General features: G+C 37.6%; 12 protein-coding genes. All 12 read left to right on the forward strand.

Translation table 11 applies throughout. The annotated features are described in order from the left end of the window. Positions 1-148: 148 nt before the first annotated feature. The 12 genes from FBR08_RS09550 (at position 149) to FBR08_RS09590 (ending at position 14,412) form a co-directional block, all read left to right on the forward strand. Positions 149-2,086: a type VI secretion system Vgr family protein gene (locus FBR08_RS09550; protein WP_233266075.1), complete on the forward strand. Its 1,938-nt coding sequence runs from the start codon at positions 149-151 to the stop codon at positions 2,084-2,086. Further along, a complete protein-coding gene (locus tag FBR08_RS09555) occupies positions 2,086-2,883 on the forward strand; it encodes a hypothetical protein (RefSeq protein WP_158962506.1) in 798 nt (265 codons plus the stop codon). The genes FBR08_RS09550 and FBR08_RS09555 overlap by 1 nt, the downstream gene beginning before the upstream one ends. 21 nt (positions 2,884-2,904) lie before the next feature. Beyond that, positions 2,905-5,745, forward strand: coding sequence for a DUF4280 domain-containing protein (locus FBR08_RS16900; protein ID WP_233266076.1), 2,841 nt, complete (start codon positions 2,905-2,907; stop codon positions 5,743-5,745). Continuing rightward, on the forward strand, positions 5,684-7,708 hold the full coding sequence (locus tag FBR08_RS16905; RefSeq protein ID WP_233266077.1) for a CHAP domain-containing protein: 2,025 nt from the start codon (positions 5,684-5,686) through the stop codon (positions 7,706-7,708). The genes FBR08_RS16900 and FBR08_RS16905 overlap by 62 nt, the downstream gene beginning before the upstream one ends. 4 nt (positions 7,709-7,712) lie before the next feature. Continuing rightward, positions 7,713-8,954, forward strand: a complete 1,242-nt coding sequence (locus FBR08_RS09565; protein WP_158962507.1) for a hypothetical protein — start codon at positions 7,713-7,715, stop codon at positions 8,952-8,954. Positions 8,955-8,997: 43 nt separating this feature from the next. Next, positions 8,998-9,474 carry a hypothetical protein gene (locus FBR08_RS16910; RefSeq protein WP_233266078.1) on the forward strand — a complete coding sequence of 159 codons (477 nt, stop codon included), beginning with the start codon at positions 8,998-9,000 and terminating at the stop codon, positions 9,472-9,474. Between the two features lie 63 nt (positions 9,475-9,537). Further along, complete coding sequence (locus FBR08_RS16915; RefSeq protein ID WP_233266079.1) at positions 9,538-9,864, forward strand: hypothetical protein; 327 nt, start codon at positions 9,538-9,540, stop codon at positions 9,862-9,864. A 9-nt stretch (positions 9,865-9,873) separates the two neighbouring features. Continuing rightward, positions 9,874-10,371, forward strand: a complete 498-nt coding sequence (locus tag FBR08_RS16920; RefSeq protein ID WP_233266080.1) for a hypothetical protein — start codon at positions 9,874-9,876, stop codon at positions 10,369-10,371. A 178-nt stretch (positions 10,372-10,549) separates the two neighbouring features. Continuing rightward, entirely contained in the window at positions 10,550-10,981 is a 432-nt protein-coding gene (locus tag FBR08_RS09575; RefSeq protein ID WP_394350537.1) for a CHAP domain-containing protein, read from the forward strand. A gap of 14 nt (positions 10,982-10,995) precedes the next feature. Next, the gene (locus FBR08_RS09580; RefSeq protein WP_158962508.1) at positions 10,996-12,240 is read left to right on the forward strand and encodes a hypothetical protein; all 1,245 of its coding nucleotides are present in this window, start codon (positions 10,996-10,998) and stop codon (positions 12,238-12,240) included. A 402-nt stretch (positions 12,241-12,642) separates the two neighbouring features. Continuing rightward, positions 12,643-13,161, forward strand: coding sequence for a CHAP domain-containing protein (locus FBR08_RS09585; RefSeq protein ID WP_262885176.1), 519 nt, complete (start codon positions 12,643-12,645; stop codon positions 13,159-13,161). Between the two features lie 6 nt (positions 13,162-13,167). Beyond that, on the forward strand, positions 13,168-14,412 hold the full coding sequence (locus tag FBR08_RS09590; protein WP_158962509.1) for a hypothetical protein: 1,245 nt from the start codon (positions 13,168-13,170) through the stop codon (positions 14,410-14,412). The last annotated feature ends 111 nt before the right edge of the window (positions 14,413-14,523 follow it).

Genomic DNA, 14,523 nt, shown 5'->3' on the forward strand with positions numbered 1-14,523 from the left:
GAATCAGGTGGTTGGAACTTTTATCAAAAGCAAACAGTACCACCACTCTTTGTATAGAATCAGAGGGCAGGTCAAAGGTTAAGCTGTGTGAGGTGTATCTGCGTTGTTTCATTCTTGTTTTTATTAATCATTCAATACACAATAGCCAATGAAGGATATATTTTCAACTTATACCGGGGCAACAGACAGAACCCCTTTTTTTTCTGCTGCAAACCAACAGAGTAATGCCGTAGCCATTGCCAAACACTATATACCTGGGGTGAATCAATTAGTAGATGTCAAGTTTATGGCCGAGGGGAAAGAGTTGATTCACTATAAGAGTTTTGAGCTCAAACAAAGTACTCAAATGCATCATGCATTTGCAGTATCTTTTAGTCACGATTGCTTAGGAGTTAAAGAGACCTACCGCATGGAAGAAGCTCAAAAACTATTGGGTAAACGCCTCTTGGTTTCTATGCGCTATAAGAATCTACGAGATAAACCGGAGCGTTTTTTTTCAGGGGTTATTACTCAAGTAAGCTTTGAACAAGGGCATGGTAGTGAGGGGTATTTGGTTTTAAAAGGCAATAGCCCAACCATTCTTTTGGATCAGGCCCTTCATATTCAGAGTTTTGGAGGAAGTGCTCCTGACCCGTTGGATTATATTGTCCATAAGATTCTCGACCAGGGCTATCATCAGAATCGCCTGTTTCAGTCTAGCATAAAATTGTCTCGTGCAATGACTATTTCCTACAGTTGTCAGTACAATGAAACCGCCTATAATTATTTAGCGCGTTTAGCGGCTATGCATGGGGAACAATTTTTTTATGATGGGGAGGTTCTTCATTTTGGAGAATTACCCCATGGAGAAAAACCCATTTCATTGGTATATGGACGCGATGTTAGTCAGGTAGAAATACGCATGCAAGGGCGTCATGTCAATCGCAATCTCTATGGGTATAACAGTTTTAACCATGAACATTTACGGGCAGCTAGTGCAACAGATTTAGGGGTAAAAGGCACCTTGGCCCAGGCCTCTTATGCGCGATCCAAAGAAATTTTCAAAGCGCCTTCTCTACAGCAAGTCCCGCTAAAGTCCCCTAGCGATCAAGATGTTTTATACGCTCAACGCGGTGTAATTGGCGGTGAAGGGATTCAAGTGTTTGTCATTACAGGAGTTACGACGATTCCCTTCTTATATCCCGGTTGTGTGGTTGAGTTGAATATGCTACAACCCAATAAAAAAGGGAGTAGTCATTTTACAACTGTAATTATTACGGATATAGAACACAGGGTTGATGCTTTAGGTCAATATAAAGGCGAGTTTAAAGCAGTTGATGCGCAAACGGGGTATATACCTCCTTCTGTTTTTAAATCTCCTATGGTAGAACAACATATCGGTACGGTAGTCAGCAATGAAGATCCCGAGGGGAAAGGACGCGTACAGGTACAGTTTGGCTGGCAAGACACGAGCCAGCACACCGATTTCATTCGGGTAATGAGTGGAGATGCAGGAAGTAGTAATCAAGTAAAAAAGAATCGCGGTATGGTTTTTATACCCGAAAAAGGCGATCAAGTAATGGTGAGTTTTGTGGGTAATCACCCCGATCGTCCGTTTGTGATGGGGAGTTTATTTCACGGAGAAAACGCAGCTGGAGGAGGTGTAAACAACCAAATTAAGAGTATCCAAACCCGCAGTGGTCATACCCTTAAGTTTACAGAAGAGAAATCCATCGAGATCTTTGATGCTAGTGGAAACTACATTGTACTGGATACAACTGGAAAAAGTATCACCGTATCCGCACCAGAAAATATCCTGCTTACAGCGAGAAACATCCAACTTCAAGCCAGTGAAAATATTGTAGCTCATGCTGGTGGGAATATTCGCATACAAGCAGAAGAAAATATCGATCAGATGGCAGGAGAAAATTATTATTTGACAGCAAATAATCAGTATACGACGATTGTAGCTACAACGAAAGTAGAGAGTAAAACCTATTTTGTGATTAGTGAATCGGGTCGAATAGAAACAACTCTAGAAAGCTTGCAATTAGCTTCTACTAAAGAAGTGGAGAATTTGAGCGGTAAAAGAGTAAAAATGTTCTAATGATGAAGTCTGATGTCACCTTGGTTTTTGCGTGTAAGGAAAATAGAACGTATCGATTTTTATGTCAAGATACAAAAGTCAATCAATCCCAAACCATAGAATATAACGCAGTCATTAGTAGAGATAAAAAATGGAAATATTCCACTCCCATTTATCTCGTTGAACGCAGTAAACAGCAAATTTATCCTTACGTCGATCATCCCTTAGCAGAAGCAATTGGGATGAGTGCGACGATGGGACAACAGCTTCGCTTGAAAATTAGTGAACAAGGAGAAATACAGCAGCTCCTGAATATCAAAGAAATCCAAGAGTATTGGCAGACTAGGTTGAAAATTCAACTCGAATCTCAATATGAAGGAAGAGTGATTGATACTATGATCAATCAACTAGATGAAGTAGTAGAGGAGGAAGCTCGTTTTGTGGAAAAATTGCAAAAAGACGTCTTTTTTAATCACCTATGTGGAATTCTTCCTGGTACCTATCAGTACAAATCAGAGGGTAAAAACTACATAAAGCACAATGGAAAAAAACCGCAGGGTATTGGGTATCGCTATGAGATCGATTCATTGGAGAATAAGGGAATTGTGATAAGGGGAGTGGCGGCACAAGCTAAAGAACGATTAGCGCAATTAAAAGAATTATGGCAATTGGAAGGAGATAAGGAATTAACCTATGAGGGAATTATTGTAGGAGAGTTAAATGAACAAAGTGAAATTGTAAAACTAAGTAGCAAAGAAGTCTATACTTATGGAAGCGAGCTTTATCGCTCAACAAGTATAGCCTTAGACTTATGCTAACACGCTGTAACAGAAAATACGATGAAAAACGAAACCCCTGAATTAGTGCCTCAAGAGCCTCAAAAGCAAATAGCTATGCGTAACAGTTTGATTGTTAGTGAAGAATGGATTGAAAAGGGAAAACAGCAGACTGTGGATTCAAAAGTCGCTGCAAAGCCAAAAGAAAAGTCTAGGGCTGAAACAGAAGCCGCAGAAGAAACGCTACCGCTATCCGAGTATATCGTCTGTTTAGGAGCGAAATGCCAATGTACAGGTAATCCCAGTGTTTTTTCAACTTTGTCGATAAAGACGCACCAAAAGTATTACGTCAATGCGGCGGATAAACTAGTTGCGACCATTGAAGACAACCAGTTTGAGGAAGGAGGTTCTCCATTTAAGCTGTGTAAACACAAAAAGGGCAACGATAAAACTTGCACCTATCAGGCAGAGGGATTTTGGAAGGTAAAAGAAAATGATCATTTTCCTTTGGTTGGCCATAAGGATGTTTTGACTGAAACTGGAAAATTGCGCTGTGTGATTGGCGGTGAATTATCCATTTTTACCCATGGTCAGACTGTGAGTGTCACAGCAGAAGAAGTTGAGGAAATCAAAGAGACTTTCCCCAATTTGCCCACTTTGAATTGTCTGTTGGATTTTGATGCTCTCTTGGATATCGCTAGTGAGGTAACCTATGTCTCCAACGTCAATCGATTGGAACTGACCAATACAGCACACATCAAAATTGGTGCACTTGCCGATGGTGGAGCACAGACTTTGCGTGTTCTCAAAGGGGAACAACTTGCGTTTAAAGCGACAACCCCTTCCAATCAAAGTGGAAGGTATATTAGTTGGAGTGTTACGGAATCCCTACCTGGATCAAACTTGCTCGATGCAGGAAAAACAGGGCAGCATATCACCTTGGAAATTACCTCAGAAAATGCAATCTACAAGGCAGTAGAAACAACTAGTCGCACGTTTTCTGTAACACCAACACAAGTGGGAACTTACTTAGTTTCTGCAGCGAGAAAGCCCAAAGATCAAAAAAAGAAACCCTATTATGCTACATTCTACTACTATTTGGAAGTGGTGGAGCATGCCAGCATACAAGCCCTAGAACTAAGTAACAAGGCTCAAGAGGTTCGCCGAGGGGATGAGGTGGTTTTTACCATGCACAGCGACGTTGAATTGCCCGAAGCTCAATTGGATCTATTGAGCCTTCGTGTTACCGTTCAAAGTGCACACGAAGCAGATAATATAGCCGTGATTTATAGAGCGAAAGGAAGCCCTGCTTTTGTGCAAGAAGGAAATAAGATCAAAGCTACCTTTACCTGTTCAAATATCAATGTGTATCGCGTACAGGTCTATTACAATGACCAACCTTTAAGCGAGATTCCAACGCAAACGTTTGAGGTTACCCTCAATAAAGTCCTTTCTTTTACTCCTAAAGTAGAACGCATTCGCTTAGGGAGCGAGGTAGTATTTACAGCTCAACTTCTCGATGAAAAAAATATAAACTCCAGTGCCGTAAATTGGAGAATTAAGGCACCCAATAGCTCGTTTTTTCGAGATTACCTTGTTAAAAATAAAATAGTGAGCCTATCCTTTCCACAAGTGGGAAAGTATGAGATTGAATGTGTTTACGGTAGTTGGTTTACCGTAAAAAACAAGTGCCAAAATACCATTGAAGTGGTCGATAACTCCCTTGAGCGCATTAATCTAACCCCTAGTCTAGTTTCACCAAAAGGAGAAACCACAGCCCATGGCGTTTACCGCAAAAGCATGTTCTCCGTGACCTTGGAATTCCCCCTAGGCTATCAGCCTCCAACGGATGAGGCTGGCTATGTATCGACAAGCGAAGTAGAACGACCAGGTGTGTTTAAAAGAATATGGAACTGGGTGAAGCCTTCCCAAGAACAGCAGGCGATTCCGCGTATGACAAACAATCGGGATACGGAGATTGTGTGGCGTTTGAGCTATATCAAAGGACCGAAGAAAAAGAGCGGCTTCGACTTTTATCTCAATTATGCCCATCCCCAAGGAGAAGAAATACCCGTTGAGAATGAATCTACAACTGCGGAAAAAGAAGAAATCCTTTCCCATCAACTGTTGGATTCCGTACTGATTTATCCCGTTTCTACCACGCAAGAGGAAATAGAATTGCGATCGAATATCGATGCGCTAAGTTTTCAATTGGAAGAGCAAGGAACCTATCGCTTAGAAGTAACGGTCAACGGCAGTAGTCTAAGCTGTGAAATAGAATGTATAGAAGGAAGGGTCAACCGCTGGGAGTTTGTGGATGATTACGATCAACTTATACACAATCTGAGTTTTAATGAGGATTTTAGTATTGTCGCTGAGCTTGAAGGGTATGAAAATACCCAAGCCAGTATCGCGTATTGGTATGACTATCGCAATCGCAAAAAAGAAGTACTTGAACTATATCGAGACACCCTTTCCTTTGACAGCAACGGAAAGGGTACACATACGGTGAAGAAATCCTCGGAATTTTGGAAGAATTTTGCGCAAAAGGCCCCAGAAGGAAAAGGAGAAGAATACGCTATATTTTTCACGATTAGCGAAGAGATAGGATTATCCAATGTCAAGCGAAACTTATTTAATAGCCAAGAAGCCTTAGAAGGTTTTATTTTTCCGACAGACACAACCAATACCTATGGGGTAATTAGCAAATCGCTGCGCTTTGAGGCGTATTTCAACAAGGAAAATCACCAACGCCTAGTAGAACCGCGATTGTATGGACAGCCTTTAGAAGTGCAAGTACGCCGTATAGAAGGGCGTTACACTCCGTTCAGGAGTGCCCCTGATGGCATTGACCTTAACACTTTACGAGAATACCAATCTCAATCTCTGGAAACTCGAATTTAAAGACCGCAAAGCCACTTCGATGGACTTGAAGATTGAACAAGGAAAAAACACAGTCTATACGCCTCTATTAGATACGTGTGAGGAGGCTATTTACAAAGCATCTACCCATGAACAAGATCGAAAATCCAAGATTCTCCCTCGCGTATTTTACATGGGGATTTCTTATGAAATCGAAGAAGAAGTCAGCTATTGGGGACTCAAACAAATCAAAAAGAAAGTCATTGAAGAACTCTTTCCTAGGGGGTATACCCGAAACCTTGCAAATAACGACTTGTTGGTGAATCCACTACGATCGGAAATAGAAGCGGGAATAAGCGACAATGAAATCAAAAAACGAATCAAACAGAACGAAGAAACGATTGCGCGATACCGAGCAGAGGGAAAATTTGGACACCAATACTTGCATCAGCTAAAACTAGTAAAGGAAATAACGTTTGGTCAGGCGTTTACCGATAAGAAAATCCCCGTCAAAGTAGAACGCGCTCCACATCGATTACCCGATACGGTTACGCATGAAAAATGTCCGAATTGCATTGCTCCAGTGACTGTAACTCAACTTGCAGAAATTTTTAAAGGATCAGATCAGACCATTCTTGAGGCAGTAGCAAAAGCCTATACCGATTATATGACGGAATTTAAAATGAATACGTGTTGGAATAAAGCCCATTTTTTTGCTCAAGTAGTTGCGGAGTCTGGAAGTCCATTAAAAATCAGAGAGGAAAATCTCAATTATTCGGCTTTGTTGCTAGAAACCGGAAATGAAAGAAGAAATGGAAAACAATGGGTAAAAGGGGATACAGCGAATGGAGTTGGAGGATACTATGCTGATGGAAATTATAGAGCAAAGCCTATTCGATTAAATAATTTTATCGGTAATAAAGTAAATGCGAATGCCTATGGACGGAAGGATTTAACCGCATTGAATGATAATGGCATACAAGCAGCAAATCAAACAAAAATAGCAGACTTAGCTTACGGAGGAAGATTTGGAAACAATAAGGACGAACCTGGTGGAGAAGGAGCTAAGTTTAAAGGTCGAGGTTATATTCAAATTACGTTTCGCGCCAGTTACGAACAAGCGAATAAGTATACCAAAAAAATTTTAGGAGTTGATGTATTGACAGAGGCAGGCGCAAGAAAAGTAGGTACTGATCCGGAAGTCGCTATGATTGCCAGTATGGCTTATTGGGCATGGAATCAAAAAGAAGCGAATCATTATAGTAATCTCGAAAGGGATGTTAACGAGGTATCAAAAAAAGTAGGAAATAATGTTGCGTATGCAGAGAAGAAAAAAGCTTTTGATGATAAAACAGCTAAGGTTTTTGATATTGATACTTGCACCTTTACTTACTTTCCAGATCATGGAGATGGGGTATTGGAGATGATGAAGCGATATGCAAAAGAAGGAAAAAAATACAAAAAAGACAGCAACCGAACAAGTTTAAAGTACAAGGATATCAAAGAAGTTGATTGCTCGGAGTTTGTATGCATCTACCTGCATTTATTGGGACTAACGAAAGATGTTGCCTGGTTAACTACTGGAGATATGGTTTCTGAAGGAGCTTTCCTGAAAAATGGCAGTTACAAAAAATTACTCAACGAGGGATGTAGTATAGAACAGGTCGATGGTAAAGATGGTGTTTTTGATCCGAATTTTGAACCACAACCAGGGGATATATTTGTGTGGAGGAAAGATGGAGGAGATGGTCACACAGGAATTGTCTATGATTATGATTCTACTACTGAAATGGTGACTATTTTAGAAGCAATTGGATTTACTGGCAGTCAAGATGATAAGTATCATTTAGCACACATTGGGATTGTACAATATAAGGAGCTAGAGAGATTGTCTTATGCAAATCAGACTAGAGTATCTTATTATCAATTGATAGGGAAAGCATTACAGACACATGCTGGATGGAAAGGGTATTTTCGACCAAAAGGATATCGTAAAACATTATAAAAATATGAAAAGAGGAATAATTATCGTGTTACTAAGCTTTAGCTTATTTAGCTGTAAAAATAAAGAAGTAGCAAAAATAGTACAAGTAGAGAACCAAGAACAAGAACAAAAGAAACTGCATTGGTGGGAGTTACCACAAAAAGATAAGGAATCTGAATCTGCAGAAATCATAGAAATGAAAACAAAAGAGAATCAAGAGAAAATAGGGAAATTATGGAAGGCTTTTGATAGATTAGAAAAAAAAGCTTTTACAGAAGATTATCTTACTTTGGAAGAGATTAATTTAACGAATGATTTATACTATCAAATGTTAAAAAAACAAGGCTTTCAATTTCCAAGTGAGGAGGTTTTTAATCAACGTATAAAAGAGGTTTTTGATGTAGATATTCATGCAGATCACTCTACTAACCCTAGAATTAAGCATGTTGGAGATTATTTAATTTTATTAACTAAAGTATATCCTTCTAAATATTATAAGCAAGTACCTACACTTGATTTTGTTTCTGAGGGATATATTTTTGATATGAAGAGAAGATTTTGGACAGATATTGGGACTATCAATGGAAGATCTAGTGTAGAATCGGATACTTATGGAGAAGAGTATTATGTTTATTATAATAATACGTATGCACTAGCATTCAATGATTTTATTTTTTACAACAGTAAAGCTGGTTTTGTTAAATTGAACAAGGGACTGATTAATCAGTTTGAAAAAGATTTAGGTTATGAGAAGTTTCCTGAAGAGTATGATTACTATTATAAAGATATATTAAAGGATAAAATGAAGGAGTATAACGAGATGAGTGAACTCACCCGCAAAGGGTGGGACTACCGCATGTTTGATCGTTTGTTTTTTTCTCGCGGATTTGATGGAAAGCTAATTGTAAAGAAAAAGATGTTGGCTGCCGCCGTAGAGTTGGCAAAAGAAGATGAAGATTATATCCGTGTTCCCTTAGATTACTACTTTATTCAAATGACGACCGATTACATTCCCAATGAGTATGCGGCAGATGAAAGCGAAGTTGATAATTATATGAAACAGCGCGAACCTTATTATACCCCAGAAGAACGCGCGATGATCTGGGTGTATACTGCTTTACTAGAGCTGAATGTTTCAGAAAAATATGCGAGCACCATTCCATATGACTTTATTATTCTAGCTGATCAATACCCTGAATTATACGAGGTAGCAAAAGAGCACAACTTTTTTGGAGAAGATATGTCTAAGGTATTGGAGTATTTATAAGAAACACAACTTATTGCCCATTGGCTTGATGCTTTTTAAAAAAATGAATAAAATTTTATTAGGCGTTGCGGTATTGAGTTTTTGTTTTGGCAGCTGTCAAGGAAAAGAAAAACACAAAGAAAAAGAGCCTCAACAAGAGGTCGTTTGGAAACAATCCATCACGGAAGAAGAAAGAAAAATGGATGAATTAGAAGCTAGTAAGAAAATTGTAGTCGCGGTATCGGGAGATTCTCTATCGAAGGTAGCCGCAACTTTACAAGCACTGGATCATATGATCCAAGGACAAAGAAGAAGGGATGCTATTGACGATGCGGATTTAGAGGATACGTTGAGTTTAGCTTATGAAAGTTATTCCATTTTGAGTAAAGTCGATACAGATGCATTAAGTGAGCTGTTAAGTCATGCCTTTCAACAAGCTGGAGTGAAAAAACCGACAGAAGCGGTTTTTAACGCTTCTTTGCAGCGCTTTTTTCAGATTGACCGAAGTAATTTTGAAGGGCGCACACGCATTTGGAAATAAATCGATGCTATTATCTTATCTCCAGCCTATTTAGATGGTTATTGGCAACTAAAAGAGGTGGTCATGAATCCTTATGAAGTTGGTCCTCCAGATCAAAAGAACTATTATTTTGATACTCAACATAGGTTTACTTTCGGAGTCGGAATATTACCAGGTTATTTTCGGTATGTGAAAGATCAAAAAGTTATGTTAGAAACCATTGATCAAATCTACGATAAAGAGAAGAATGAGTTTTATATCGGGATTTATCAATTTACTATAGCATTTAATAAGTATATCTTTCATAACGATGCCGCTAGTTTTTCTTGGTTGCTTCATTTTAAACCCTATATGTTGAGTAATCTAGTTTTGTCTTTTAGTTATGAAGAAGCATCACTTCTCAATGGTTAGGCCTTACATATGATCCGACAAGAAATACGCGAAAGAGAAGAGGCAGGAAAAGGGTATCCTTTATACAATATTCTAGGTGTATTTGCCTTTAAAAACTATAAAAAGGACGTTGAAATACGCGAAAAATTGATGCAGTATATTGTAAAAGCAACCACAGTCGAAGACAATGACTTGTTGCTTATGCTGGATGATTATGCCACAGACCTAGTTGACTTTGACAACAGTTATGTTAGCTCTTTACGCGATGGTTTTACCAAAGATGAGGTATATAAAATCTTTGCTTATGCGGCATACTATTCGTATTTGGGATTTGATCAACACGATAAAGGATTGGGTAGATTCAGCAGTTTAAGAGAGAACTGGCCTAATTTCTGTGCTTTAACTTCTGTGGGATTAAATGAGGATGTACAAGAAGTCTTGAAAAAGAACAACTATTACAATATCAAAGGCTTACGAGAAGCTATGGAAAGAATAGAGGCGATATCGCGTTCTTCTTCTTCAGATTAAAGATTATATGCCTAACGAGAGTTGGGCTTATTCTTTTTAGGTTGTATAAAAGAAGATTTACTACAAAAAAGACAGCAACCGAACAAGTTTAAAGTACAAGGATATCAAAGAAGTTGATTGCTCCGAGTTTGTATGCATCTACCTGTATTTATTGAGTATTACCAAAGATGTCGCCTGGTTGACTACTGGAGATATGGTTTCTGAAGGAGCTTTCCTGAAAAATGGCAGTTACAAAAAATTACTCAATGAGGGATGTCGTATAGAACATGTTGATGGTAAAGATGGCGTTTTTGATCTGAATTTTGAACCACAACCAGGGGATATATTTGTGTGGAGTAGATCTGTTAGGGATGGGCATACAGGTATCGTATATACCTATAATAAAACGACTAAGATAGTGACCATTTTAGAGGCATTAACAGAGAGTGGTGATATGGATACACATATCAATACTAAATTTTCGATTTTAACTCCAAAAGAGAGAAATGAAATAAAAGATAGTGGTTCAGAAAATAATAAAACTAGAGTATCATATTACCGATTGAAAAGGAGGAGCATTACAAGTACATACTGGATGGAAAGGGTATTTTCGACCAAAAGGATATCGTAAAACATTATAAAAATATGAAAAGAGGAATAATTATCGTGCTATTAAGCTTGAGTTTGTTAAGTTGTCAAGGAAAAGAAAAAGAAATAACCCCAACAGAGCAAATTGCAACTCAAGAACAAGAACTAAAGAAATTACATTGGTGGGAACTACCACAGTTTGTGAATCCCGATGACAAAACGTTTAAAGAAATTATGAAAGGAAGAGAAGAAAAGTATCAACAAGCGATGAAAAATCTTAGTTACGATGGAGTGCCAGATTCAGGGTTTGTTGAATCAGCTTATAGTCTTAATGACCTAAATCTTATGAATGAGTTATACTATGATGGATTAAAATCAATGGGTTTTCAATTTCCGAGTAAAAAAGTTTTTAATCAGCGTATAAAAGAATTTTATGGAGTAGATCTTACACAAGATCAATCTAAAAATCCTAGAGTAAGAAGAGTGGGAGATTTTTTAATCTTAGTGCCTAAGTTACATGCAGAAAAGACATATAAAGAAGTGCCTATGTTAGTGTTCTCTTATCCCTGTATTGTCTTTGATATTAAAAGAAGGTATTACATATTTAGTTTGGCTTCTGCATGGGATGTTCTGGATGATTACGATGAAATTTATTATCGATTTGAGATGAGTTCATTAGATTTAGCTTATAATGATTATATCTTTTATGAGAGTAAAGCTGCTTTAATTAATTTATATCCTTTGGCTGCTAAGTATTTCACTGTCCTAGCAGGTAATGATAACTTGCCTATTGATTTACTCAAGAATTATCAGAAGAAGATATTAAAAGAGTATAACGAGATGAGCGAGCGTACCCGCAAAGGTTGGGATTACCGCATGTTTGATCGTTTGTTTTTTTCTCGCGGATTTGATGGAAAGCTAATTGTAAAGAAAAAGATGTTGGCTGCCGCCGTAGAGTTGGCAAAAGAAGATTATATCCGTGTTCCCTTAGATTACTACTTTGTCCAAATGACAACCGATTACATTCCCAATGAATATGCTGCAGATGAAAGTGAAGTAGATAATTATATGAAACAGCGTGAACCTTATTATACGCCTGAGGAACGTGCAATGATCTGGGTATATACTTCTTTGCTAGAATTAAATTTACCCCCAAGCGAAACTATGCCAACGCCTTATATGTTTATCGCATTAGCTATTCAATACCCTGCATTATATAAAGTTGCAGAAGAACACAATTTTTTTGGAGAAGATATGTCTCTAGCTTTTGAGTATATGTCAAAATCACAGTTTCAATTTTAATTATAAAACAAAGTTTTAAAAAGGACTCCAACGAAGTAATATGGTTAAAGGTTGTTTGTTGATTTTAGAATATAAAAGTAAAAATCTAAGTCAGCACAACTATTAAAAAACATCTGATTCATGAGAAGCTATGGAAAGAATAGAGGCAATATCGCGTTCTTCTTCTGGAGATTAACGAGTAAAGATTATAAGCCTAACGAGAGTTGGGCTTTTTTTCTTTAGGTTGTATCACAGAGGTGTGCTACATGGGGATATCTACTAAAATCGGAAATAGAAGCAGAAATAAGCAAAAAAAACAGAGAAAAACGAATCGAACAGAACGAAGAAACCATCACGCGATACCGAGCAGAAGGAAAAAAATACAAACAAGACAGCAACCGAACAAGTTTAAAGTACAAGGATATCAAAGAAGTTGATTGCTCGGAGTTTGTGTGTATCTACCTGTACTTATTGGGACTAACGAAAGATGTCGCTTGGTTAACTACTGGAGATATAGTTTCTGAAGGAGCTTTCCTGAAAAATGGCAGTTACAAAAAATTACTCAACGAGGGATGTAGTATAGAACATGTCGATGGTAAAGATGGTGTTTTTGACCCCAATTTTGAACCACAGCCAGGGGATATATTTGTGTGGAGGAAAGATGGAGGAGATGGTCACACAGGAATTGTCTATGATTATGATTCCACTACTGAAATGGTGACTATACTAGAAGCTTTAACAAATAGTGCAGATATGGATACTCATGTAAACAATAAGTTTCCTCATTTAAGTGAGAAAGAAAGAAAGGAAATAAAAACGTTGGGATTAGATGATAATCATACTCGAGTATCGTATTATCAATTGAAAGGAGGCGCGTTACAAGCACATGCTGGTTGGAAAGGGTATTTTCGACCAAAAGGATATAGTAAAAAATTAAAATAGCATAAAATGAAGAGAAGTATCGTGTTCTTATTACTAAGTTTCATCAGTTGCCAAAAACAAACTAAAGATTTGGTAAGTGAAGAGGTAGAAATTAAACAAGAACAAAAAAAGGAAAAAGTCCATTGGCAAGATTTGCCACAATATTTTGATCCCCAAGACACATTATATAGAGAAGTTATGAAAGGAAGAGAGAAAAAGTATCAAGAAGCGATGAGGAACATTACAGTAGCAGGTACTAATGGAATGCCTGATTATGGGTATAGAGAGTCTGAATATGAGTTAGAGGCTCTCAATTTATTAAATGAATTGTATTATGAGGGATTGAAAAGTCGCGGTTTTCAATTTCCAGATGAGGCTACCTTTGCCAAAGGAATACAAGATATATTTGGTGTAGATATCTATGCGGATCACTCCAATAATCCTCGGGTAACTACGATTGGAGATTATTTAATATTAACCCCCAAGTTACACACGAAAGATTTATATATAAACGTTCCTCTTCTTAGATTGACCCATCCAAATTTCGTTTTTGATCGAAAAAACAGATACTATATTGATGGAATCAACAATGGGTCTGAAAAATACGATGATTTTGGAGAAATATATTATTGGTATCCTTTTGGACAAGAAGATGTAGCCTGTAATAATTATATCTTTTATAGAAGTAAAGCAGCATTAAATAGTATTTACCATTCTTATTTTTCAACTAAATTGGTTGAATATGCGGGGTATGAAGGCTTTGCTTTAACCGATTACGATATTTACAAAAACATCCAAAGAAAATATATGAAGGAATATAACGAGATGAGTGAACTCACCCGCAAAGGGTGGGACTACCGCATGTTTGATCGTTTGTTTTTTTCTCGCGGATTTGATGGAAAGCTAATTGTAAAGAAAAAGATGTTGGCTGCCGCCGTAGAGTTGGCAAAAGAAGATGAAGATTATATCCGTGTTCCCTTAGATTACTACTTTATTCAAATGACGACCGATTACATTCCGAATGAGTATGCTGCAGATGAAAGTGAAGTTGATAATTATATGAAACAGCGCGAACCTTATTATACTCCAGAGGAACGCGCGATGATCTGGGTGTATACTGCTTTACTAGAGCTGAATGTTTCAGAAAAATATGCGAGCACCATTCCATATGACTTTATTATTCTAGCTGATCAATACCCTGAATTATACGAGGTAGCAAAAGAGCACAACTTTTTTGGAGAAGATATGTCTAAGGTATTGGAGTATTTATAAGAAACACAACTTAATGCCCATTGGCTTGATGCTTTTTAAAAAAATGAATAAAATTTTATTTGGAATTGCCGTATTGAGTTTTTGTTGTTGCAAAGTCACGAAAAAAAAGGA

Source organism: Myroides fluvii (assembly GCF_009792295.1).
Lineage (GTDB): Bacteria > Bacteroidota > Bacteroidia > Flavobacteriales > Flavobacteriaceae > Flavobacterium > Flavobacterium fluvii_A.